This is a genomic window from Branchiibius cervicis, from assembly GCF_042661605.1.
Classification (GTDB): Bacteria; Actinomycetota; Actinomycetes; order Actinomycetales; family Dermatophilaceae; genus Branchiibius; species Branchiibius cervicis.
Genome location: NZ_JBHSWJ010000002.1, coordinates 2,413,991 through 2,437,151 on the forward strand (window position 1 = coordinate 2,413,991; position 23,161 = coordinate 2,437,151).

At 67.9% G+C, this 23,161-nt stretch carries 19 protein-coding genes and 2 pseudogenes; 7 read left to right on the plus strand and 14 right to left on the minus strand.

Annotated elements, in window-relative coordinates:
- Position 1: 1 nt before the first annotated feature.
- The 4 genes from ACFQBT_RS12645 to ACFQBT_RS12660 are packed head-to-tail and all read left to right on the plus strand — an operon-like array spanning position 2 to position 5,106.
- Positions 2-934, plus strand: a complete 933-nt coding sequence (locus tag ACFQBT_RS12645; protein WP_377823150.1) for a carbohydrate ABC transporter permease — start codon at positions 2-4, stop codon at positions 932-934.
- Positions 927-1,769, plus strand: coding sequence for a carbohydrate ABC transporter permease (locus ACFQBT_RS12650; RefSeq protein ID WP_377823151.1), 843 nt, complete (start codon positions 927-929; stop codon positions 1,767-1,769). The genes ACFQBT_RS12645 and ACFQBT_RS12650 overlap by 8 nt, the downstream gene beginning before the upstream one ends.
- Entirely contained in the window at positions 1,766-3,730 is a 1,965-nt protein-coding gene (locus ACFQBT_RS12655; RefSeq protein WP_377823153.1) for a cellulase family glycosylhydrolase, read from the plus strand. Before ACFQBT_RS12650 ends, ACFQBT_RS12655 begins: the two co-directional genes overlap by 4 nt.
- The gene (locus ACFQBT_RS12660; RefSeq protein WP_377823155.1) at positions 3,727-5,106 is read left to right on the plus strand and encodes a GH1 family beta-glucosidase; all 1,380 of its coding nucleotides are present in this window, start codon (positions 3,727-3,729) and stop codon (positions 5,104-5,106) included. The genes ACFQBT_RS12655 and ACFQBT_RS12660 overlap by 4 nt, the downstream gene beginning before the upstream one ends.
- Here the strand turns inward: ACFQBT_RS12660 and smc are convergent.
- Positions 5,107-8,669: pseudogene (gene smc / locus ACFQBT_RS12665) on the minus strand (chromosome segregation protein SMC).
- A 129-nt stretch (positions 8,670-8,798) separates the two neighbouring features.
- Between smc and ACFQBT_RS12670 the strand changes: the two are divergent.
- Entirely contained in the window at positions 8,799-10,403 is a 1,605-nt protein-coding gene (locus tag ACFQBT_RS12670) for a DHA2 family efflux MFS transporter permease subunit (RefSeq protein ID WP_377823156.1), read from the plus strand.
- 312 nt (positions 10,404-10,715) lie between these two features.
- On the opposite strand, the gene ACFQBT_RS12675 is transcribed toward ACFQBT_RS12670, so the two are convergent.
- The 12 genes and pseudogenes from ACFQBT_RS12675 to ACFQBT_RS12730 form a co-directional block, all read right to left on the minus strand.
- Positions 10,716-11,354 carry a nitroreductase family protein gene (locus tag ACFQBT_RS12675; RefSeq protein ID WP_377823158.1) on the minus strand — a complete coding sequence of 213 codons (639 nt, stop codon included), beginning with the start codon at positions 11,352-11,354 and terminating at the stop codon, positions 10,716-10,718.
- Positions 11,354-12,121: a type I methionyl aminopeptidase gene (gene map / locus ACFQBT_RS12680; RefSeq protein WP_377823160.1), complete on the minus strand. Its 768-nt coding sequence runs from the start codon at positions 12,119-12,121 to the stop codon at positions 11,354-11,356. The genes ACFQBT_RS12675 and map overlap by 1 nt, the downstream gene beginning before the upstream one ends.
- Positions 12,118-14,046: a M3 family metallopeptidase gene (locus ACFQBT_RS12685; RefSeq protein WP_377823161.1), complete on the minus strand. Its 1,929-nt coding sequence runs from the start codon at positions 14,044-14,046 to the stop codon at positions 12,118-12,120. The genes map and ACFQBT_RS12685 overlap by 4 nt, the downstream gene beginning before the upstream one ends.
- A pseudogene (mutM, locus tag ACFQBT_RS12690) lies at positions 14,043-14,938 on the minus strand (bifunctional DNA-formamidopyrimidine glycosylase/DNA-(apurinic or apyrimidinic site) lyase). The gene ACFQBT_RS12685 and the pseudogene mutM overlap by 4 nt, the downstream one beginning before the upstream one ends.
- A complete protein-coding gene (gene rnc / locus ACFQBT_RS12695) occupies positions 14,931-15,692 on the minus strand; it encodes a ribonuclease III (RefSeq protein WP_377823163.1) in 762 nt (253 codons plus the stop codon). The pseudogene mutM and the gene rnc overlap by 8 nt, the downstream one beginning before the upstream one ends.
- Positions 15,693-15,708: 16 nt before the next feature.
- Complete coding sequence (gene rpmF, locus ACFQBT_RS12700) at positions 15,709-15,903, minus strand: 50S ribosomal protein L32 (RefSeq protein ID WP_377823165.1); 195 nt, start codon at positions 15,901-15,903, stop codon at positions 15,709-15,711.
- A gap of 1 nt (position 15,904) precedes the next feature.
- On the minus strand, positions 15,905-16,477 hold the full coding sequence (locus tag ACFQBT_RS12705) for a YceD family protein (RefSeq protein WP_377823166.1): 573 nt from the start codon (positions 16,475-16,477) through the stop codon (positions 15,905-15,907).
- 103 nt (positions 16,478-16,580) lie between these two features.
- A complete protein-coding gene (coaD, locus tag ACFQBT_RS12710) occupies positions 16,581-17,084 on the minus strand; it encodes a pantetheine-phosphate adenylyltransferase (protein ID WP_377823168.1) in 504 nt (167 codons plus the stop codon).
- On the minus strand, positions 17,081-17,650 hold the full coding sequence (gene rsmD / locus ACFQBT_RS12715) for a 16S rRNA (guanine(966)-N(2))-methyltransferase RsmD (protein WP_377823170.1): 570 nt from the start codon (positions 17,648-17,650) through the stop codon (positions 17,081-17,083). Before rsmD ends, coaD begins: the two co-directional genes overlap by 4 nt.
- Positions 17,650-18,255, minus strand: a complete 606-nt coding sequence (locus ACFQBT_RS12720; RefSeq protein ID WP_377823172.1) for a helicase-related protein — start codon at positions 18,253-18,255, stop codon at positions 17,650-17,652. The genes rsmD and ACFQBT_RS12720 overlap by 1 nt, the downstream gene beginning before the upstream one ends.
- A complete protein-coding gene (locus ACFQBT_RS12725) occupies positions 18,192-19,841 on the minus strand; it encodes an ATP-dependent DNA helicase RecG (protein ID WP_377823174.1) in 1,650 nt (549 codons plus the stop codon). The genes ACFQBT_RS12720 and ACFQBT_RS12725 overlap by 64 nt, the downstream gene beginning before the upstream one ends.
- A gap of 7 nt (positions 19,842-19,848) precedes the next feature.
- Positions 19,849-21,375 (minus strand): DAK2 domain-containing protein, encoded by a 1,527-nt coding sequence (locus tag ACFQBT_RS12730; RefSeq protein WP_377823176.1) that lies wholly within the window; start codon positions 21,373-21,375, stop codon positions 19,849-19,851.
- Positions 21,376-21,569: 194 nt separating this feature from the next.
- On the opposite strand from ACFQBT_RS12730, the gene rpmB reads away from it, so the two are divergent.
- Both rpmB and ACFQBT_RS12740 read left to right on the plus strand, forming a co-directional pair.
- Entirely contained in the window at positions 21,570-21,764 is a 195-nt protein-coding gene (gene rpmB, locus ACFQBT_RS12735; protein ID WP_109685549.1) for a 50S ribosomal protein L28, read from the plus strand.
- A gap of 273 nt (positions 21,765-22,037) precedes the next feature.
- Positions 22,038-22,832, plus strand: a complete 795-nt coding sequence (locus tag ACFQBT_RS12740; RefSeq protein WP_377823179.1) for a class I SAM-dependent methyltransferase — start codon at positions 22,038-22,040, stop codon at positions 22,830-22,832.
- A gap of 36 nt (positions 22,833-22,868) precedes the next feature.
- On the opposite strand, the gene ACFQBT_RS12745 is transcribed toward ACFQBT_RS12740, so the two are convergent.
- Positions 22,869-23,150, minus strand: a complete 282-nt coding sequence (locus ACFQBT_RS12745) for a hypothetical protein (protein ID WP_377823181.1) — start codon at positions 23,148-23,150, stop codon at positions 22,869-22,871.
- Positions 23,151-23,161: the final 11 nt, after the last annotated feature.

Here is a 23,161-nt window from a genome sequence, read left to right on the forward strand (position 1 = left end):
CATGTCGGTGACCACAGCGCGATCTGGCGGGCGGCGCTCCGCCCGCCAGATCGCTCCCTACCTGCTCATCCTCCCGGCGGTCCTGCTCGAGCTGCTCATCCACATCATTCCGATGCTCGTCGGGGTCTGGATGTCCTTCGTCGACCTGACCCAGTTCTACATCGCCAACTGGTCCGAGGCGCCCTACCACGGCCTCACCGCCTACCGGATCGCCCTCGACGTCTCCTCACCGGTGGGCAAGGGGCTGTTCCACTCGTTCCTGGTCACCGCGGCGTACACCCTTCTGGTGCTCGCGATCTCATGGTCCTTCGGGATGGCCGCGGCCCTGGTGGTCCACCGCGGCTTCCGCGGCCGTGGCTTCTTCCGCACGTTGTTCCTGGTGCCGTACGCGATGCCGATCTACGCCGGCATCATCACCTGGAGCTTCATGCTGCAGCGGGACAACGGCTTGGTGAACCACGTGCTGAAGTCGGTGGGACTGAGCGACGGCAACACCTTCTGGCTGCTGGGGGGCAACGCCTTCTGGTCAGCGGTCGTCGTCGCGATCTGGCGCTCGTGGCCGTTCGCCTTCCTGATGCTGCTGGCCGGCTTGCAGAACGTCTCCGAAGATCAGTACGACGCAGCCTCCGTGGATGGCGCCTCCATCTGGCAACAGATCCGCTACATCACGATGCCGTCGCTGCGATCGGTGAACGTCGTGCTGGTCCTGATGCTGTTCCTGTGGACCTTCAACGACTTCAACACTCCATTCGTGCTCTTCGGTGCCCAACCGCCGAGCAGTGCCGACCTGGTGTCCATCCACATCTACGGTGCGTCCTTCATCAACTGGAACTTCGGACTCGGCTCGGCGATGTCGGTGCTCCTGCTGTTGTTCCTGCTGCTGGTCACCGCCTGTTACCTGCTCTTCGTGAACCGGAGGTCGCGTCGTGCGTGAACCCCTGTCCTTCAAGATCTTTCGGGTCGTCGTCCTACTCCTGTTGGCTGTCTTCGTCCTCGTGCCGCTCTGGGTGATGGTGACCGGCGCGATCAAACCGCTCGGGGATGTCCAGGGCGAGTTCGAGTGGTGGCCCAGTCATCCGACACTGCAGCCGTTCAAAGACATCTGGCAGACGGTGCCGCTGGCGAAGTACTTCACCAACAGCCTGGTCGTGTGCAGCGTGGCGACGCTGTTCAGCGTGCTGATCGCGATCCTCGCCGGCTACGCAGTCTCCCGGTGGCGGTTCCGCGGCCGCAGCCTGTTCACCGGCACGATCCTGTCCACCCAGATGTTTCCCGGGATCTTGTTCCTGCTGCCGCTGTTCCTGATCTTCGTCAACCTGGACAAGGTGCTCGGGACGACGGTGTTCTACCAGACCCGGTTGGGCCTGATCGTCACCTACCTGACCTTCACGCTGCCTTTCTCGATCTGGATGCTGGCGGGCTACTTCGACGGCATCCCCCGGGAACTGGACGAAGCCGCCAAGGTCGACGGCGCCGGCACCATGCGGACCCTGTGGCAGGTGATCCTGCCCGCCGCACGTCCCGGTGTGATCGCCGTCGCGGTCTACGCCTTCATGACCTCCTGGGGCGAGATCCTCTTCGCCTCGCAGATGACCAACACCGACACCCAGACGCTGTCCATCGGGCTGCAGAGCTACTCCACCTCGATCAACGTCTACTGGAACCAGGTGATGGCTGCCTCTCTGGTGGTCAGTGTGCCGATCGTCGTGGTGTTCCTACTCCTGCAGCGTTACCTGGTCGCCGGTCTGACCTCAGGAGCGCTGAAGTGACCAACTCCCTCACCGGCCGCGTGGCGCGGCCATCGGCGTGCGTGCGCTCAGCCGACGGTGAGCCGCAGGTCTGGCTCGGGGCCAACTTCTGGTCCCGCAGCGGCGGACCCTTCATGTGGCGTTCGTACGACCCGGATCTCGTGCGCACGGAACTGCGCACGTTGAGCGAGCACGGTCTGGGTGTCACGCGGTCATTCCTCTTCTGGCCGCACACGGTGCCCGAACCGGGAGTGCTCGACGAGGACGTGCTCGAACGGTTCGCCGACTTCCTCGAAGCGCACCGCAAACTGGGGATGCAGACCATCCCCACCTTCCTGGTCGGGCACATGTCCGGGGAGAACTGGGACCCGGCGTGGCGCGCGGGTAAGGACGTGTACGGCGACGTGTGGATGGTGGCCCAACAGGCCTGGTACATCGAAGCGGTGACCCGGCGGTTCGCCGACCACCCCGCAGTCTGCGGCTGGCTGATCAGCAACGAGATGCCCAACTACGACCGCTCGGGGGACCGGGCGACGGTCTCCTCGTGGGCACGTATCGTTGCGCACGCCGTACGTGCCGGTGGCGGACGTCAGCCACTCTCCTTCGGTGACGGAGCGTGGGGCGTCGAGGTCACCGGCGCCGACAACGGCTTCAGCGTGCGCGACCTGGCGCAGTTGAGCGACTTCGTCGGTCCGCACGTCTACCCGATGGGCGATGACCCGGTCCGGCAACACGTGCGCGCGGCCTTCGTCTGCGAACTGTCCTCTGTCGCAGAGCTTCCTGTCGTGCTGGAGGAATTCGGTGTCACCAGTGACTTCTCCAGCGATGAGCACGCCGCCGACTACTACCGGCAGGTCCTGCATCTGTCGCTGCTGGCCGGCGCCACCGGCTGGCTGGCCTGGAACAACACCGACTTCGACAACCTGGCGCAGTTCGACCCTTACCGTCACCAGCCGTTCGAGCAACACTTCGGCCTGACCGACGTCAGCGGGCGGCCCAAACCCCAACTGGTCGAAATGCACCGGTTCGCAGAGGTTCTGCGAACCATCGACCTACCCCGGTGCCGACGCGTCCCGAGCCCGGTCGCTCTCCTGGTCAGTGCCTACCTGGACGCACCGGACAACTGGTTCGTCGACCCCGTGCATCGCACGGACGTCTTCCGCAACGCCGAACAGTCCTACATCGCGCTGCGGGAGGCCGGTCTGGCGCCGGCCGTGATCCGGGAGAGCGACGGCTTGCCGACGCAGCCCAGTCTGTGGATCCTGCCCTCCACCAAGGCCGTCACCACTCCGACGTGGCACCGTCTTCGCGAACTCGCCGAATCGGGCGCAACGGTTTTCGCGTCGTACGGAACGGGCGACGCGACGGCTCAGCGCGGTCCCTGGTGGACCGGCATGCAGCCGTTGTTCGGCGCGCGGCACACACTGCGGTACGGCTTGGTCGAGCCGATCCTGGACGACGAGGTCACCGTCCGCTTCGAGGAAGACTTCGGCGACATCGGCGCTGGCGCGACCATCACCGTTCCCGTGGCCGGCACCGCCGACGGCCGCGCCATCCTGCCGGTCGAACCCGTCGACGCGACGGTCGTGGCACGCGATCAACACGGGCGACCCGTCCTGCTGCGAGCGAGCCGCGGCACCGGACAGACGGTGCTGTGCACCCTTCCGCTGGAGTATTTCGCGGCCAGCCGCCCCCAAGCCAACCCTGACCCGACCTGGCGCATCTATCGTGCGCTGGCCGACGTGGCCGGCCTACCGCGCGAGACCGCCGGTGACGATCCGCGATTGATGGTCGATCACCTCAGCCACGATGACGGACGCACCTTCCAATGGGTCGTGAACGCCTCCGATGAGTCGGTCACCTACCACCCGAACCCGGAACTGACCACGCTGCAGGGTGATCCTGTCGCAGACCACCGCACCCTCGCGCCGTACGGCGTCGACGTCTTGATCCATCCCCCGACCCCAGGAGAGCCTTCGTGACCAACCACCTACCCAGCGGATTCATCTTCGGAGCGGCCACCGCGTCGTACCAGATCGAAGGGGCGGTGGCCGAGGGCGGACGCACGCCGTCCATCTGGGACACCTTCAGTCACACGCCCGGTCGCACGTTCAACGGAGACACCGGCGACGTGGCCTGCGACCACTACCACCGTTGGAGCGAGGACGTCGCGCTGCTCGACCAGCTCGGCGTGGACGCCTACCGCTTCTCACTGGCCTGGCCGCGGATCCAGCCGGACGGCGACGGGCCCGGCAACACCGCGGGCCTGGACTTCTACGACCGGCTGGTCGACGGGTTGCTGGATCGCGGGATCACCCCGGTCGTCACGCTCTACCACTGGGACCTGCCGCAGTCGCTCGAAGACTCCGGCGGGTGGCGGATCCGTTCCACCGCCGAGCGATTCGCGCACTACACCCAGATCGCGCACGCCCGGCTCGGGGACCGGGTGAAGGACTGGATCACCCTGAACGAACCGTGGTGTTCCTCGATGCTGGGCTACGGCACCGGTCGACACGCACCTGGCGCCCGGGAGGGGGACGGTGCTCTGGCCGCGGCCTACCACCTGGCCCTCGGGCACGGCCTGGCGACCCAGGTGCTGCGCGCCGACACGACGGCCCGCGTCGGTGTCACCCTCAACCTGCAGCCAGTACAGCCGGTCACCGGTCGCCCCCAGGACGTGGCCGCCGCCGAGCGGGCTCTGATGAACTCCAACCTTCTCTTCACCGATCCGATCCTTGCCGGTCGCTACCCGACCCTGGCCCGCGAAACCTACTGTGCCATCACCGATTTCAGCTGGATGCATGATGAAGATCTGGCCGTGATCAGTGCACCGCTGGATTTCCTCGGCGTCAACAACTACTTCCCCAGCCGGGTCGAGGCGGTCGAGTACGAGCAGCCCGACCCGGCACAGCGCACCGCCACGGACCTGGGCACGCACGACGTGATCGACCCGCGCGGTGAGACCACGCAGATCGGCTGGCCGGTCGAGGCCGACGGGCTGCGGCGGCTCTTGGTGTGGCTACGCGACACCTACCCGTCGCTGCCGCCCATCTACGTGACCGAGAACGGCCGGGCATGCGACGACGTCATCGCCCCCGACGGCACCGTGGACGATCCCGACCGGGTGCGCTACTTGCAGGAACATCTCGATGCCGTTGCCGCGGCGGTCGCCGACGGAGTCGATGTGCGCGGCTACTTCTGCTGGTCCCTGCTCGACAACTTCGAGTGGGCCGAGGGGTACCGGATGCGGTTCGGCCTGGTCTACGTGGACTACCCGACACAACGGCGTATCCCGAAGACCAGCTTCGGTTGGTACCGCAACCGCATCGCAGCGCAGCGCAAGACCCCTGTCGCCTGATCAGGCCGGCTGGACGTCCCGGATCCGTTGCGACACAACGGTGGTCACACCATCGCCGCGCATCGACACACCGTAGAGGGCGTCGGCGACCTCCATCGTGCGTTTCTGGTGGGTGATCACGATCAGCTGGCTTGAGTCGCGCAACTCCTCGAACAGCGTGATCAACCGGCCCAGATTGGCATCGTCCAGGGCGGCCTCGACCTCGTCCATGATGTAGAACGGGCTCGGCCGGGCTTTGAAGATCGACACCAGCAAAGCCACTGCGACTAATGAGCGTTCGCCACCGGACAGCAGGGACAGCCGCTTGATCTTCTTGCCCGGCGGCCGTGCCTCGACCTCGATGCCGGTCGTCAGCATGTCGTCCGGGTCGGTCAGCACCAGTCGTCCGTCGCCGCCCGGGAACAGCCGGGAGAACACGCCCTCGAACTGCACGGCGGTGTCCGCGAACGCGTCCGCGAACGCCTGTTGCACCCGCTGGTCCACCTCGGCGACGATGTCCAGCAGATCGGCCTTGGACTTCTTCAGGTCCTCCAGTTGCTCGGTGAGGAACTTGTGCCGTTCCTCCAGGGCGGCAAACTCCTCCAGCGCCAGCGGATTCACCCGACCTAGCTGGGACAGCCTGCGCTCCGCGGAGCGCAGCCGTTGCTCCTGGGCAGCGCGCTCGAACGGGATGGGCTGCGGCAGATCGTCGGCGTCCTCGTCCGGGCCGGCGATGTGCGGGATGAGTTGGTGCGGGCCGAACTCCTCGACCAACGCATCGGGCTCGATGCCCAGCTCCTCGACCGCCCGGGTCTGCATCGCTTCGATCCGCAACCGCTGCTCGGCACGGGCCACCTCGTCGCGGTGGACCGTGTCGGTCAGCTCCCGCAGCTGATCGCCGATGGCGGCCACGGCCGACCGCTGCTCTCGCAAGGCGGCGTCACTGACCGTGCGAGCCGCCTCGGCTTCCGCCCGCTGGATCTTCGCCACGGCCAGCACCGTGTCGACCAATCCCTTGGTCTGCCGACAACCGTGTTGTACGGCGCGTGCGACGCGGGCCTGCGCCTCCCGTCGCGCTCTGGCCTGACGAGCGCGTTCGCGGGCCCGCAATTCGGACTCCGCCGCGGCTTCGAGGCCGTCGACGCGGTCCTTCAGCGAGCGGGCCTGCTCCTCGCGGGTGCGCAGGTTCAGCCGCTGATCGGTTTCTGCGGATCGTGCTGCCGCCGCCTCCACCGCCAACCGGTCGCGTTCGTCGGTGCTGGGCTCGGACAAGTCATCGCCATCGGCCTGCGCATCGGCCAGCCGCTGCTCCAGATCGGCTAGTTCGGTGCGATGCGCGGCAAGCGCCTGCTGCGCCTGCGCCCGCGACTGCTCCAACCGGTCACGTTCGGCCGTGACGCCGCGGATGACCTGGCCCAGTCGTCCCAGCTGCTCGGCGATCGCGGCCATCCGGGCATCGGACTCCCCAGTCTCGCCAACGCTGCTTCCGTGGCCTCGGTGTGCTCGGCCACCGTCGTGCGCAGGCCGGTGCTGGCGAAGCGGGCCTGCTCGGCGCGGGCGACGGCTTCGTCGAGGGCGGACTTCGTCTCATCGACGGCCGCCTGGATCTCCAGCAGACTCGGTGCGCCGGCCGATCCTCCCCGGACGAACCGCCGGGCGAAGACATCGCCGTCCCGCGTCACTGCGGTCAACGAATCGTCTTGTCGTACAACGGCTTTAGCGACATCAGCCGAATCGACCAGAACCACGTCACGCAGCAACTCGTCAAGAACCGCTGCGACGTCAGCAGAGGCTGTCACCGCGGCACGGGCGGGACGGGCCCCCTCGGGAAGGTGCGTCGGTGCGCTCACGGTGGGGCTCGGCGTACCGGAAACCACCAACCCGGCGTTGCCGGCCTCCTCACGGCGCAGCAACCCGACGGCCCGGTCGGCCGTGTCCAGGTCCGCGACGACGACCGCATCGGCGGCCCAGCCGAGCGCGGCGGCGATCGCCGCTTCCGACCCGGGGTCGATCGTCAGCTTCTCCGACAAGCGGCCGGCGATCCCGTCGCCCTCGTCGGCGCTCAGCAGATGCGCGGCTCCGTCGGTGCGCCGCAGGCTGAGCGACAAGGCATCCAGGCGGGCCTGCAAACTTGAGCGATCGCGATCGGCGGTGCGCTCGGCGTCCAGCGCCTCCTCCAGGGCAGCCGCAGCTTCGACCCGTTTGGCCTCCGCCGCTTCGTAGGCGGCGTCCAGATCGGCCTCACCCTGCTCGTCGGCGGCGATCCCGGCCTCGAGCTCGGCGTACTCACGCTCGGCGTCGACCAGCCGCTGCGCGATGTCGGCCTCGGCGGCGTCGAACCGGTCCAACTCGCCCTGCGCCGCGTCGATCCTGCTGTGTCGTGCGGCGACCTGACCCTCGAGTTTGGCCAAGCCCTCGCGACGGTCAGCGATCGCGCGCGCGACCCGTTGCAGTCGCTGCTGCTCCTCCTGGTGTGCCGCCTCCAGGTCCGTGCGACGTTGGACTGCTACCTCCAAAGCCGTTGCGGCGCGGTCGATCTCGCCGCTGAGCCGCTCGTGGTCTTCTCGCAATCGGGCGGCTTGCTCGCGCAACTTCTCCGGGTCCCGACCGGAAGACTGCTGCTCGCTGGCCTCATGCTCGGCCAGCAGCCGCACCCGTTCGGCGGCCAGCGAACCGGTTGCGGCGACGCGCTCGGCCAGCGCGTTCGCGGCGTACCAGCGGGCGGCGGCCCGATCCACGGCCGGAGCCTGCTCGGCGGCCTCGGCCTCCAACGCCTCGAGTCGTTGCTTGGCGGTGGCCAGTTGCCGCTCGACGGCTTGCCGGCGCTGCAGGACGGCCTGCTCGTCGGCCACCTCCTGCTCCAGGGTGCTGGTCAACTGCACCAGGTCATCGGCCAACAGTCGCAACCGCGCATCCCGGACCTCAGCCTGGATCGTCGCCGCCCGGCGGGCCGTTTGCGCTTGGCGGCCGAGGGGTCCCAGTTGACGGCGGATCTCGGCGGTCAGATCGGTGGCGCGGGCCAGGTTGGCCTCCATCGCATCGAGTTTGCGCAGCGCTCGTTCTTTGCGTTTGCGATGCTTCAGGACTCCGGCGGCCTCTTCGATGAAGCCGCGCCGCTCCTCCGGGGTCGCCCGCAGCACCGCGTCGAGTTGACCCTGGCCGACGATGACGTGCATCTCCCGGCCGATACCGGAGTCGGACAACAGCTCTTGGATGTCCAGCAGCCGGCATGAAGTGCCGTTGATCGCATAGTCCGAGCCGCCACCCTTGAACATCGTGCGGGTGATCGTCACCTCGGTGTAGTCGATCGGCAGGGCACCGTCGGAGTTGTCGATGGTCAGCGACACCTCGGCCCGGCCCAGCGCCGGCCGGCCCGGAGTCCCGGCGAAGATGACGTCTTCCATCTTGCCGCCGCGCAGGCTCTTGGCGCCCTGCTCGCCCATCACCCAGGCCAGCGCGTCGACGACGTTCGACTTGCCCGAGCCATTCGGGCCCACGATGCAGGTGATGCCCGGCTCAAGGCGCATCGAGGTCGCCGAAGCGAACGACTTGAAACCCTTCAGGGTCAGGTTCTTGACGTACAACGACAACCCGTCTCGTGCGGTGGCGACACTTCTCTCGAGTGAGCCTAATGCGGGCAGGGCCCGCGAGCGGGGACCGACCGGCCGAAAACGATGCGGAGGCTGTCACCGGTTACGGGTACCGTTGTCGTCATGTCTGAAGCCCCCTCTCCCGTCACCCCGGGCGCTCCACACCACTACCCCGAGAAGATCGATGCCGCCGTGCTGAAGATCGCCGGTGTCGTCGTCCTCGGCGCCATCATGTCGATCCTCGACATCACCGTCGTCAACGTCGCCCTGCCGACCTTCCAGAAGGACTTGCAGGTCGCCGATTACTCCACCGTCGCCTGGACCGTCACCGCCTACACCCTGGCGTTGGCCACCGTCATCCCGCTGACCGGTTGGGCCGCCGACCGGTTCGGCACCAAACGCCTCTACATGATGGCGATCCTGCTGTTCACGCTCGGCTCGGTGCTGTGCGCCGGCGCCACCAGCATCGGCATGCTGATCGCGTTCCGGGTGGTGCAAGGCCTGGGCGGCGGCATGTTGATGCCGCTGGGCATGACGATCATGACCCGCGCTGCCGGGCCGCAGCGGATGGGCCGGCTGATGGCCATCCTCGGCGTGCCGATGCTGCTTGGCCCGATCCTCGGCCCGATCATCGGTGGTTACCTGATCGAGCACGCCAGCTGGCACTGGATCTTCCTGATCAACGTCCCGCTCGGTCTGATCGCGTTGATTTACGCCTGGTTCATCCTGCCCAAGGACAGCCCCACACCCAGTGAGTCGTTCGACGTCATCGGGATGCTGCTCATGTCGCCGGGTCTGGCTCTGTTCCTGTACGGCGTGTCCTCCATCCCCGAGGCCGGCACCATCGCCTCGGCGAAGGTATTGATCCCCGGCCTGGTCGGGTTGGCGCTGGTCATCGCGTTCGTCTTCTACTCCTTCAAACCGCAGCACCCCTTGCTGGACCTGAGCTTGTTCAGGAACTACAACCTGTCGATCTCGGTGCTGACGATGTTCCTGTTCGCGGCGGCGTTCTTCGGTGGTCTTCTCCTGGTGCCGACCTATTTCCAGCAGGTGCGCGGTGAGTCCGCGTTGCAGTCCGGTCTGCTGGTCGCACCGCAGGGTCTTGGCGCGATGCTGACAATGCCGATCGCCGGAGCGCTCGCCGACAAGTTCCCCGTCGGGAGAATCGTGCCGGTCGGTTTGGCGATCATCGTCGCCGGCATGTTCGGGCTGACCCGCATCCAGGCCGACACCAGCTACGGCTACCTGATCGCGGTCCTGTTCGTCATGGGCCTGGGCATGGGCGCCACGATGATGCCGCTGATGACCGCCGCACTACGTACCCTCAGCGGACATGAGGTTGCGCGCGGCTCGACGCTGTTGAACATCACCCAGCAGATCGCCAGCTCGGTGGGTGTCGCGGTGATCTCCGTGGTCCTGACCAACCAGTACAAAGCCAGCCCCGCCGTGACGGCGGGTCAGGCGGCGGCCTTGGCGCAGGAGCAGGGCAAACCGGTTCCGACCGAGATCCAGCAGTACATCGCCGGCTTCGGCAAGACCGCCCAGGAAGCGCTGGCGAACTTCACCAAGCTGATGCACCACGACATGGCACATGCGTTCGCGGTGAGCTTCATGGTCGCGTTCTCGCTGTGTGCGGTGACCTTCGTGGTGTCGCTCTTCCTGCCCAAGAAACACGAGGAGAGCCACCTGCTGGACGACGAGGGTGTGCCGCCGGTCATGGTGCACTGACCCGCCGCGACCCTACGAACCGCGCCAGCACCCCGACCTCGGGTGCTGGCGCGGTTCGTTGTCGGGTGCGCTTCATTGGGTCGAAAGTCCCGGTATTGCAGCCGCCCACCAACCCTGGGCCACCACCCCGGGTCGAAAGTCCCGGTATTGCAGCCGCCCACCAACCCTGGGCCACCACCCCGGGTCGAAAGTCCCGGTATTGCAGCCGCCCACCGACCCTGGGCCACCACCCCGGGTCGAAAGTCCCGGTATTGCAGCCGCCCACCAACCCTGGGCCACCACACCGGGTCGAAAGTCCCGGTATTGACCGATCTACCAGCCGTTGACGCCGACAATCTCGCTCACCGGCGGTCGTTTGGCCGGTTTGAAGTCGGTGCCGATGGTGTAGGCCACTGGAATGAGCGCGGTCTGGGTCCAGCCGCCCGGAATTCCCAGAGCCTGCGCGACGACCTGCTCGCCGTCGTCCACCAGGTGCAGCGTGGTGTAGACCGACCCCAGCCCCCGAGCCCGCAACGCCAGCATCATCGACCAGGTGGCCGGGACGATCGAGCCGAAGTAGGACGCCATGGCGGCCAGCGGCAAGGACTCCGGGCGGCCCTGCTGGCACGGGATCACCATCGCCGGGACTCGTTCGAGATTGTCGCGCAGGTAGTCCGAGCTGGAGCGCACTCTGCTGGTCTGGTCATCGCCCGGCGTGGCCGCACGCGACGCGAAGTAGGACTGCGACACCCGCCGGTATGTGTCGGCGATCAGCTGTCGCTGGGCAGCGTCGGTGACGACCACGAAACGCCACCCCTGCTGGTTGCCGCCGGTCGGTGCCTGCTGCGCCAGGTCGATGCACTCGAGCAAGACCTCCAGTTCGACGGGCCGCTCGAGGTCGAGCCGCTTGCGGACCGCGCGGGTCGTCGCCAGCAATTCGTCGGTCGCCGCCAGGTCGAAGGGGGTAGCCATCAGTCGCGGGCCGTCAGGATCAACGGACCGTCGGGCGTCACCGCAATGGTGTGCTCACTGTGGGCACCACGTGAGCCGTCCCTGCTGCGCAACGTCCAGCCGTCCTTGTCGGTGTAGATCTGGTCGGTGCCCTCCATCAGCCACGGCTCGACCGCGATCACCAGTCCGGGTTGGAGTTTCAGACCGCGCCCCGCCTTGCCGTCGTTGGGCACGTGCGGATCGCCGTGCATCGTGCGGCCCACCCCATGGCCGCCGAACTGGGTGTTGATCCGGTATCCCGCGGCGCGGCTCACCTCGGCGATGGCCGCGGAAACGTCGCCCAACCGGTTCCCGGCCTGGGCCGCTTCGATACCTGCCGCCAAGGCACGCTGGGTGGTGTCGATGATCTTCAGATCTTCCGGACGAGCGGTGCCGACGACGACCGACAGTGCCGAGTCGGCAACCCAGCCGTCGATCGACGCCGCGAAGTCGACCGACAGCAGGTCTCCGTCGCGCAACCGGTAGGAGTGCGGAAGCCCATGCAGCACAGCGTCGTTCACGCTCGTGCACAAGACCTTCCCGAAGGGCATGGCGCCGAAACTGGGGTGGTAGTCGATGTAACACGACTCCGCTCCGGCCTCCCGGATCATGTCGTGCGCCAGGGCATCCAACTCCAGCAGGTTCACTCCGACGCCGGCTGCCTCGCCCAGGGCAGTGATGACCGAGGCGACGAAACGTCCCGCCGGCTTCATCTGCTCGATCTGGGCGGGCGACTTGAGTTCGATCATCGGGCCAACCAATCCGCGTAGGAGTCGAAGGAGTACGGCCGACCCAGGAAGTCGGCCACCAGGTCAGCAGCGTCGCGCGAACCACCGGGCGCAAGCACCGTGTCGCGATACCGACCGGCGACCTGAGGGTTGAACAGGTCGGCCGGGTCGAAGGCGCTGAACATGTCCTTGGCGATCACCAAGGACCACATGTAGGTGTAGTAGCCGGAGCTGTACCCGTCCAAATGCCCGAACGCGCAATGGAAATGCGTGTCGGGGATGTACGGGAACACCGAATAGCGCTCCTGCTGCTCGCGCAGCGTCGCGGTCACATCCGTCTGCGGGGCTGTGTAGAGCGCGTGCGACAAGCCGGCGTAGAACATCTGGGTGCGCGCGCGATAGCCCTTCCCGAAGTCCTCGCCCTTCTTCATCCGCTCGACGAGTGCCGCCGGAATCGGTTCCCCGGCAGCGTTCTTGGCGAATGAGGCGAGAACGGCCCCGTCCCAGGCCCATTCCTCCAGCATCTGGCTCGGAGCCTCGACGAAGTCCCACTCCGTCGCGACCCCGGAGAAGCGGGCGTAGCGCTGGTCGCCGCCGACGACGTGGTGGATCAGGTGACCGAACTCGTGGAAGAGGGTCACCACCTCGTCGTGCTCCATCAGCCCCCGGGTGAAGTTGCAGACCAGCACTCCCTCGGGCAACTGCCGACCGGAGACGCCGCTGACCAGGTCGAACTGCGCGGCGTGTTTGAACTTGCCCTCCCGGGGGTGCAGATCCAGATAGATGCGCCCGATCCGTTCGCCGTCGCGTTCGACGTCGTACGCCGTGACGTCCGGATGCCAGACCGTCGCATCGGGTACGGCGACCCAGGACAGACCGAACAACCTCCCCGTGACGTCGAGCAGGCCCTGGCGGACGGTCGCGAAGTCGAAGTAGGTGCGCACCAGCTGGGCGTCGACGTCGTAGGTTTCCTTGCGGACCAGCTCGCCGTAGTAAGCCAGGTCGACCGAGGTGATATCCGTGGCCTCGGGTACGTCGTCCTGCAGCCGGCGCAGCACGACGCCCTTGTCCCGCAGCGCGCGCTCCTGCGCAGCGGCGGCGATCTTGTCGACCAACTCGCGGATCGCCGTACCCGTCTTGATCATCTTGACCTCGGCATCGAAGTCGGCCCAGGTCGGGTAGCCCAACAGCGTCGCTCGCTCCTGGCGCAGCGCGATCAGCCGGAGCAGCACCTCGTCGTTGACGGGCCAGGCGACGTTCAGCCGCTCCAGGGTCATCGCCTCACGCGTCGCGCGGCGCGAACAGAAGGTCATCAACGGCACGGAGTCCGGGTAATCGGTCGTCACCGTCACCAGGCCCTGGTCGTCGGCCGGGTGGTCGCCCAGCCAGTCGTCGGGCATGCCGGCCAGATCCTCCGGGCGGACGCGGATCGTGCGCACACCGTCCCGGATGTTGCGGCTGAACTCCTGGCTGGCGGCCAGTTCCAGCTCGGCCAGTTCCTTCAGCCGAGCGCGGGTGGCGTCATCCCGGTCGACGCCGGAGCGGTGGAAGTCGCGGAGGATCCGGGCCAGCAATCGCGCGGCGTCATAGTCCAGCCCCTCCTCGGAAACGGCACTCACGATGTCGGACAGTTCGCGGTCCAACCCCAGATCCGTGGAGAACGCGTCGATGCGACGCATCGCGTCGTCGCCGGCCTCGCGGACTGCCGCGTCGGGGTGGACCTCGGAATGCACCGACGCCGCGGCTGACGCGTTACCCAGCGCGATCTGGATCTCGTTCCACGCATCGACCACCTGCGCGGCCGACGGGTGGTCCAGCGCCTTGAGCTCGGTGACGGTCGTGGTCGCGTCAGCGAGGCTGTCCTCGCAGCGCTGGAGCAACCAGGTGCGTGCCTCCTGTGGTGCGGGCAGGGCGAGCGGGTGCAGGACAGCGGGAGCGGATGTCACGAAGTGACTCTAGTGCGGTGCGCTGGACGGACCGAGCGCGGCCGAGGCTGGCATTTCGGGCAGAAGTGCGACGAGCGGTTCATGAACTCCTCCCGCACCATCAGCGTCCCGCACCGGGTGCACGGCCGGCCCTGCTGCCCGTAGGCGTGCAACGACCGGTCGAAGTAGCCGCTGGCGCCGTTCACGTTGACGTAGAGCGCATCGAAACTGGTTCCCCCTGCGCCAGCGCGGCGTGCATGACTCCGGTCGCGGCATCGAGCACCTCGGACACTTTCGCCGCCGGCAACCGGTCGGTCGGGCGCAGGCCGTTCAGGCGGGCCGACCACAATGCCTCGTCGGCGTAGATGTTGCCGATGCCGGACACCAAAGACTGGTCGAGCAGCGCTCGTTTGATCTGGGTGCGCCGCCGGCGGATCGCCCGGACGGTCGCGGGCTGATCGAACGCCGGCTCCAACGGGTCGGCGGCAATGTGGCCGACCGGCTCCGGAACCGCCCGTCCGTCCACCGAGGAGGTCACCACGGGGGTCAGTTGCAATCCGCCGAACGTGCGCTGGTCGACGAACCGCAACTGGCGCCCATCGGACAGGTCGAACACTGCGTGCGCGTGCTTCTCCAGCGGGGCGTCCGGCGTCTCCACCAGCAGCTGACCGCTCATCCCCAGGTGCACGACCAGTGCTTCGTCGCCGTCATCGAGGGTCAGCCATAGATATTTGCCGCGTCGCTGGGCCGAGCTGACTGATCGCCCGGTGAGCCGGGCGGACAGGTCAGCTGCGCCGGCCAGGTGTCGACGCGCCGTACGTACGCCGCTCACGTGCGCCCGCGTGAATCGCTGGCCCACCACGTGGTCGGCCACGCCACGGCGTACCACCTCGACCTCGGGCAGTTCAGGCATCCGGCACGTCGGGCAGCGGTCGCTGGGACATCTCCCGCCAGGCGATCTCGGCGACCCTTTGCTCGGCGGTCTTCTTGTTGCGCCCGACGCCGGAGCCGAAGGCCTGATCGCCGACGAGCACGGTTGCGGTGAAGATCTTGTCGTGGTCCGGTCCGGCTTCGGCGACGACGTAGCGCGGCGCGGGCACGTCGAAGGCGACACACAACTCCTGCAGCGAGGTCTTCCAGTCCAGACCCGGACCGAGCTCGAGGGAGCCCTCGAAGAGGTCGCCGAAGGTGGCCAGGATGAACCGTTGCGCCGCGGGCAGGCCGCCGCACAGGTAGACGGTGCCGATGACGGCCTCCATGGCGTCGGCCAGGATCGAGTCCTTGTCCCGGCCGCCGCTGCCCAACTCGCCCTTACCGAGCAGGACGTAGGCGCCCAGGCCGATGCTGCGGGCGACCTGCGCGCAGGCGCGGGCGTTGACGATCGAAGCCTTGATCGGCGTCAGTTGGCCCTCGGTCAGGTCCGGATGGCGTCGGTACAGCTCGTCGGTGACAACCAGGCCCAGGACCGAGTCGCCGAGCAGCTCCTGGCGCTCGTTGTGCGGCAGCACCGCGTTGCCCTGGCCCTTCTCGTAGGCGTAGGAGCGGTGCGTGACGGCACGTAGCAGCAGCGGTACGTCGATCGACGTACCGCTGAGCTCGTACAGAGTGCCGGCGAGTTCCTCGACCGGCCGGGCGGTCAGGTCCCGCCGCGCTCGTTTGGTGCTCACGCCCAGGTCGGGCGTGTCAGTCCTGGTGTTCGCTGCGCACCGCAGCCGAGTACTGGCGGCCGTTGTAGGCGCCGCAGCTCGGGCAGGCCTGGTGGCCCTGCTTCGGCGAGCTGCACACCGGGCACGCCTGCACCGGGGTGGCACTGGCTTTCCAGTTGGCTCGGCGCGAGCGGGTGTTGGAGCGCGACATCTTCCGCTTGGGGACAGCCACGTCAGTTCCTCTTCTCATCGTCGGGCGTGCTGGCCAATTGGCTCAACGCCGCCCATCTGGGGTCTAACACTTCATGGTGATGGTCCGGATCGTCGTTCAGATGTGCCCCGCATTCGGAGCACAGACCCAAACAGTCTTCCCGGCACATCGGTTGCAACGGCAGTGCAGGCACTATCGCGTCGCGCAGCATCGGTTCGAGATCCGCGAGATCGCCATCGAGCTCGTAGATCTCCTCCTCGTCGTCCACCGGCGCCACCTCGTGGTGGTGCGCGGCCCGGTCGGGGTAGGCGAACAGCTCCTGGAACGTGACATCGACGTCGTACGTCACGTCATCCAGGCACCGCACACACGAACCCACGGCCTCGGCCTGCACCGAACTGGACACCAGAACCCCTTCGAGCACCGACTCGAGGCGCAGGTCCAGCCGCATTGGCTCACCTGCGGGCACCTCGATCACGGCGTTGCCCAGGGCATCCGGTGCCGGAACGCTCACTTGCTCGGTCACCATCTGACCGGGTCGTCGCGCGAGTTCCCGGGTGTCGAGCACCAGGGGACGTTGCGGTTCGAAGGGCATCACAGGTCCGAGGAAGTAGAGCGGTTTCGGCGCGGCCGGACGGCGTTGAAGCCGACACAAACCGAAGATCAACTTTACCGGTGGGGACCGGCAATCCCCAAACTCAGCGGGTGAGGCGATCGATGAGCGGTCGCAGGACCGGTGAGGGCACCATGGCCGATACGTCGGCCCCGTGACCGGCGATCAGCCGGATCAGCGAACTGGAGTAGTGCTGCATGGCCGGGTCGCCGGGCATGAAGAGGGTCTCGACGCCGGCCATCTCGGCATTCATCAGCGCCATCGGCCATTCGTACTCGAAGTCGGTCACCCCGCGCAGCCCCTTGAGCAGCACCCCTGCATCGACGCTGCGGCACACGTCGACGACCAGCTGCGGCTCGAACGCCTCCGCCCGCACGTTGGGCAGGTGCCCCGTGGACTCACTGATCAGCGCGACCCGCTCGTCGGGCGTGAACGTGCCCTCCTTGGCCGGGTTGAACAGCACCGCGACGATCACCTCCTCGAAGATGGAGGCGGCCCGGGTGATGACATCCAGGTGGCCCATGGTGATGGGGTCGTAGGAGCCGGGGCAGACGCAGCGGCGCGGATCACCGGGCAGCAGATCGTTCACAGGGCCGACCCTAGCGGTGTTGCCCGGGCGAACCAGAGGGTTGTCTCGCCGTACTTGCGCTCGTCCTCGGGGGTCAGCCCGGGCGGCCAGGTGGGTTGCGGAGAGCGACTGGACCGCTCGACGACGACGACCGCGTCCTGGGACAGCCAGCCGCCGGTCAGGGCATCCAGAACGCCGGCGAGCGCCGCCTCCGTCACCGCATAGGGCGGGTCGATCAGGACCAGCTGCGCGACGTACGGCGCGTCACCGGCCAGCGTGCGCTCGACCGTGGCCGCCCGGACGCTCACGTCCGTCAGCCCCAATGCGGCGACATTGGACTTGATCACCGCCGCGGCCCGCCGGTCGGACTCGACCAGCAGCACCGGTGCCGCACCGCGCGAGGCGGCTTCGAGGCCGAGGGCCCCGGATCCGGCGTAGAGGTCGACGGCGGCGCCGTCGAGGGCGCCCAGGTGCTCGAGCCGGGCGAACAGCGCTTCGCGGACCCGGTCGCTGGTGGGTCGGGTGCCCGATCCGGGCGGAGTCTGGAGGCGACGACCGCCCGCCGTGCCGGCGATGATGCGGGTCATCAGCCACGCTCCAGGAACGCGGCGCGCTCTTCGTCGACCTGACCGGCGATCAGGGCGGCGAGTTCGGGGTGCCGCTGCAGAGTCGGGTCCTGCGCGATCAGGTCGGCCGCGTCCTGCCGGGCCAACTCGATCAGCTCGACGTCCTTCTTGTTCGTCAGCCGCAGCAGTCGCAGGTGGGTGCCCCGGCCGGACTGGTCGGCACCCAGCACATCGCCCTCGCGGCGCAACTCCAGATCGAGGTCGGCCAGGGCGAACCCGTCGGTGTTCTCGGCCACCTTGGCCAGCCGGTCGAGTGTGTCCTCGTTGTGGGAGTCGGTCACGAGCAGCGCGAGGCCTCCCCCACTGCCCCGGCCCACCCGCCCGCGCAACTGGTGCAACTGGGAGATGCCGAAACGATCCGCGTCGAGGATCACCATGACGGTGGCGTTCGGGACGTCGACCCCGACCTCGATCACCGTGGTGGAGACCAGGACGTCGATGTCACCCGCACTGAACGCCGCCATCACGGCGTCCTTGTCCGCGGCGCTCATCCGGCCGTGCATCATCTCGATCCGTAGGCCGGCCAGCGCCGGCTCCCGGCGCAGCGTCGCGAGGGTCTCGACCACCCCGTGGATCGGGCGCCCGGTCTCCTCGGAGCATCGGCCTCCAGCGCCCAGTCCGGCGTCTCCTCATCGCAGACCTGGTCGTCCTCACCGATCCGCGGACACACGACGTAGGCCTGATGGCCGGCGGCGACCTCTTCGGCCACGCGGTGCCAGGTGCGCTGCAACCAGCCCGGCTTGGCCGCGGGGACGAGATGACTGGTGATCGGCGGCCGTCCCGGGGGCAACTCCCGCAACTCGCTGGTGTCCATGTCACCGAAGACGGTCATCGCGACGGTGCGCGGGATCGGCGTCGCGGTCATGACCAGAACGTGCGGCGGCGCAATCCCCTTCATCCGCAGCGCATCTCGCTGCTCCACCCCGAAGCGGTGCTGCTCGTCGACGACCACCAACCCGAGGTCGGCGAACTCGACCTGGTCCTGGATGAGGGCATGCGTGCCGACGACGATGCCGACGTCACCGGTCACGATGTCCAGCAGCACCTTCTGCTTCTGAGCTTTGGTCATGCTCCCGGTCAACAGGGCCACCCGGGTGGCATGTTCGGCGGCGCCCAGCGTCCCGCCCTGGGCGAGGTCGCCGAGCATCGCCTCGATGGACCGGACGTGTTGTTGCGCAAGCACTTCCGTGGGTGCCAGCAGCGCGGCCTGCGCCCCGGCGTCGACCATCGCCAACATCGCCCGCAGCGCGACGAGCGTCTTGCCCGAGCCGACCTCACCCTGCAGCAACCGGTGCATCGGGCGCTCGCGACTCAGTTCCGACAAGATCGTCGCTGAAACTTCCTGCTGGCCTTGGGTCAGTTCGAACGGCAACCGCTGATCGAAGCGCTCGAGCAGCCCGGCGGGAAGGGGACGGCGGGCAGTGGTCCGCAGGTCGTCGTACCGGGCGCGCCGCTGCGCCAGCGCGACCTGCACGATCAGTGCCTCGTCGTAGCGCAGCCGCCTGCGGCCGCGCGCCGCGTGCGCGTGGTCGATCGGCAGGTGCAGCGACTCGTAGGCGTCGAGCTGACCCAACAGGTTGTGCCGGTCGAGCAGCTCCTGGGGCACCGGGTCCGGAACCCGGTCCGCACGTAGGGCCTCCAGCACCATGACGACGGCCCTGGTGATTCCCGCGTCCGTGACGTTGGGGATATGCGAGTAGACCGGCATCAGCTGCCCCGGGTACAGATCGGGTGCGTCCAGATCGCCGCGGGAGTAGGACGGGTGGGAGATCTGCAGGCCGCCCTGATAACTGTCCAACTTGCCGTAGAACACCGCGGTCGTGCCCGGTGTCAGCGCCTTGTCGTGCCCGCGGGCGTTGAAGAAGACCAGCCCGGCACGTTGACCTTCCGCGTCCTCGATCACCGCTTGGTACATCAACCGGTTGGGCTGGTTGCGCATCCGCCGGGAGTTGCCGCTGATCACCGTCGCGACCAGTACTACCTGTTCGCCGACCTCGAACTCCGACAGTTTCCCCGCCTTGTTGACGTCGAGGTAGCGCCGGGGCAGGAAGTCCAGCAGATCCCGGGAGGTGACCAGCTTCTCGCTCTTGGTGAGTTTGCCTGCCGAACGCCCCAAGGTGTTGGCCAGTCTGGTGTCCCAACCGGTCACCATGCCGACCTCACTCCGCCCCCACCGATGCAGCAATCCCGGCGCTGCCACCGAGCAGCAGCTCGGTCAGCACGTGCGGACGCGATCGGCGTACGTCGGCCAGCGCCTCCTCGAGCACCCGCCAGTCCGCGTCGGCGCCGCGCACGATCGTCACGATCTCGGTGTCGTCGGTGACCAGCTGTGCAAGCGCACTCCGGGTCCGGGCCGCCAGATCATCGCCACCGATGCGCAGGTCGACCACCTGGGTGCCCGCGATCAGCTCCGCACACTCCCGGCCCGCCTCGGCCCCGGGGGTCCCGGGCGGGAAATCGGCCCAGGCCTGCAGCGCCAGGGCCGCGGTCACCGGACTGGTCGCAGGCACCACGAAACATTCATCGGTCAGAGCCCCTGCCGCCCGAGCGGCGGCCAGCCCGCCGGCGGTCGAGGCGAGCACAACGCCGCCTCCCTGTGCTCGCAGGGCATCCACGACCTCGGTGACGGTCGGGTCGAAGTGCTGGTGTTCGAGGGCCTGGGCGCCCAGTGCAGCAGCAAGCGCGGCCAGGGCGGGTGACTCGGTGATCAACAACAACGGATCTCGCGACACACTCCCGCGCAGCTGGTCGGCGAACCGGGTCACCTCGGGATATCCGGTGGTACCGGCCCGGGCAGCGCGTTCGAGCGCGGCTGCGACGTGGTCGGTGTGCACGTGTACCGAGCGCAAGGAATCGTCCCCGGCGATCACGACCGAGTCACCGAGAGCCACCAGGTCGGCCTCGAGCGCGGTGACGGAGTCGGCGGTGCTGTCCTCCAGGACCAGCATCACCTCGTAGCCGGGGCCGCCGCCGTCCGTCGGCAGGTCGCAGGCTCCCGCCACCGAGACGTTCCCGGCCGGCGACCAGTCGTCGTGCAGCGCCGCAAACCCGGTGCGGCCCTCAACGACCGCCAGCAGGGCCTCGAGCAGTACCAGGAAGCCAGCCCCGCCTGCGTCGACGACGCCCGCGTGCTGCAGCGCGGGCAACTCCTGCGGCGAATGCTCCAGGGCTGCTCGCGCCCCCTGGACAGCTGCGGTGACGACATCGCTCAGCGTGCCGCTTGCCGCTCGGTGTGCCGCGTCTGCAGCTGCGTCGGCGACGGTGAGGATCGTGCCCTTCTGTGGGTCGGCGACGGCGCGGTGGGCGTGGTCGGCCGCCGATCGCAACGCATCCGAGACCTCGGCGGGTCCCCAGGCCGTGTGATCGTCGGCGGCCCCCGCGGCCACTCCACGGGCGAGCTGACTGAGGATCACCCCTGAGTTGCCGCGCGCGGACAGGACTGCCGCACGCGCGAAGGCATCGGTGAGTTCGGCGATCCCGGCATCCGGGGGCACCGCGAATCGCTCAGCCAACAGGGCTTGCTCGAAGGTGAGCAGCAGATTGGTGCCCGTATCGGCGTCCGGCACCGGGAAGACGTTCAGTGCGTCGATGGTGCTCGCCGCGGCGCCAAGACCGGCGCGGGCGATGACCGCCCAACGGCGCAGCGCGGCGGCGTCGAGAGAACGCAGCGGCTCCGCTCGCGCCATCGACTACCCCTTCGCTACCTCGTCAACCCCGTCCCGCACAATAGTGCGCGGCCCCGACACCTACCGGCCTGCCGGACGCGTTTTGGTCGTCCGGTGCTGCCTCGGCTACCATTTCAGGGTTGCTCGCGACCACGTCGGTTGCGACTGCCGCGGGATCATCCCGCACACCGACCAACTATTCGTAGGAGATAACTGTGGCTGCCACTTGCGACGTCTGCGGCAAGGGTCCGGGCTTCGGTCACTCCATCTCGCACTCGCACCGCCGCACCAAGCGCCGTTGGAACCCCAACATCCAGCGCATCCGCGCCCGTGTGGGTGAGAATGGTGCGACGCCGAAGCGACTGAACGTGTGCACCTCGTGCATCAAGGCGGGTAAGGTCACTCGCTGACCTCTTCCCGTACGACGAACGGCCGGCTCCCGTAACAGGGAGCCGGCCGTTCGTCGTTGTCCAGGCGTATTGCTTCAGTCGCCGCGGTCGCGCGGGCGACCCACCACCCCGATTCGTGACGAAACCACCACACTTCGCGGCCTCCCCAGCCATCACCACCCCGATTCGTGACGAAACCGCCACACTCGGAGCCCTGTTCACCCGCGGGCGGGCACGCGTCCGCCATATGACCCCATCGTCCGCAATGCGAGACCAAGTGATGTGATCGACGGTATGGCTACCTACACCCACGGGCATGCCGAGAGCGTGCTGCGATCCCATCGCTCCCGCACCGCCGAGAACTCCGCCGGATACCTGCTGGGCCGCCTGCACGCGGGCCAGTCCCTGCTGGACATCGGCTCAGGCCCGGGAACCATCACCGCCGACCTCGCCCGGATCGTCGCACCCGGGCCGCTGACGGCCCTGGAAGCCACCGATGAGGCCATCGCCCTGACCAAAGCCGAGTTGGACGCCCAGGGCATCGACGCGACGTACGTCGTGGGTGACGTCCATGACCTCGACCTGCCCAGCCGCACGTACGACGTGACGCACGCCCACCAGGTCCTGCAACATCTCGTCGATCCGGTGAGCGCCCTGCGGGAGATGGGCCGGGTGACCCGGCCCGGCGGCGTCATCGCCGTACGCGACGCCGACTATGCGGCGTTCACCTGGTGGCCGCTGATCCCGGCACTGGACGAGTGGCTCGATCTCTACCGGCGGCTCGCACGACACAACGGGGCCGAACCCGACGCCGGACGACGGTTGCTCTCCTGGGCCCGGGCCGCGGATCTGCAGATCCTGCAGGCCAGTTCGACCAACTGGACCTACGCCACACCGACCGACCGTCGCTGGTGGGGCGGTTTGTGGGCTGAGCGCATCACCGACTCAGCCATCGCCGATCAGGCGACTGCGCTGGAGTGGGCGGACCGCGCCGATCTGGAGCGCATCGCCGACGGATGGCGCGAATGGGCTGACCACCCTGACGGTTGGTTCATGGTGCCCAGCGGCGAGCTGATCGCTGCCCCGTGAGCCTGAGCGCAACCAAGCGCTCGCCCACAACCTGCGCTACGCGTCTTCGTTCGTGCCCTCTTCAACGGGGACCAGGATCGGCCGCGTCACCGCCCACGCGATCATCAGCAGCCCGCAGATCAGCACGATCAATCCCGACCACAGGTTGATGTTGAAGCCGCCGGTCTTGGACTTGTCGTCTGCGGTGTAGTTGAACAGGCCCATCCCGACCAGCACGACTCCGTAGATCGTCAACAGAGCGCCGATGATGTTGCGCACGTCGAACAGACCGGCAGATGTCTTGCGGCCGGTGGTCGCCGGGGCGTCAGTGTCACTCATGATCGCAAACC

What these genes read in the sequence shown, in the direction of transcription:
- ACFQBT_RS12645 (WP_377823150.1), top strand. Translation starts at nt 2, where the DNA reads ATGTCGGTGACCACAGCGCGATCTGGCGGGCGGCGCTCCGCCCGCCAG.
- ACFQBT_RS12670 (WP_377823156.1), top strand. Translation starts at nt 8,799, where the DNA reads ATGTCTGAAGCCCCCTCTCCCGTCACCCCGGGCGCTCCACACCACTAC.
- ACFQBT_RS12675 (WP_377823158.1), bottom strand. Translation starts at nt 11,354, where the DNA reads ATGGCTACCCCCTTCGACCTGGCGGCGACCGACGAATTGCTGGCGACG.
- map (WP_377823160.1), bottom strand. Translation starts at nt 12,121, where the DNA reads ATGATCGAACTCAAGTCGCCCGCCCAGATCGAGCAGATGAAGCCGGCG.
- ACFQBT_RS12705 (WP_377823166.1), bottom strand. Translation starts at nt 16,477, where the DNA reads ATGCCCTTCGAACCGCAACGTCCCCTGGTGCTCGACACCCGGGAACTC.
- rsmD (WP_377823170.1), bottom strand. Translation starts at nt 17,650, where the DNA reads ATGACCCGCATCATCGCCGGCACGGCGGGCGGTCGTCGCCTCCAGACT.
- ACFQBT_RS12725 (WP_377823174.1), bottom strand. Translation starts at nt 19,841, where the DNA reads ATGGTGACCGGTTGGGACACCAGACTGGCCAACACCTTGGGGCGTTCG.
- ACFQBT_RS12730 (WP_377823176.1), bottom strand. Translation starts at nt 21,375, where the DNA reads ATGGCGCGAGCGGAGCCGCTGCGTTCTCTCGACGCCGCCGCGCTGCGC.
- ACFQBT_RS12740 (WP_377823179.1), top strand. Translation starts at nt 22,038, where the DNA reads ATGGCTACCTACACCCACGGGCATGCCGAGAGCGTGCTGCGATCCCAT.
- ACFQBT_RS12745 (WP_377823181.1), bottom strand. Translation starts at nt 23,150, where the DNA reads ATGAGTGACACTGACGCCCCGGCGACCACCGGCCGCAAGACATCTGCC.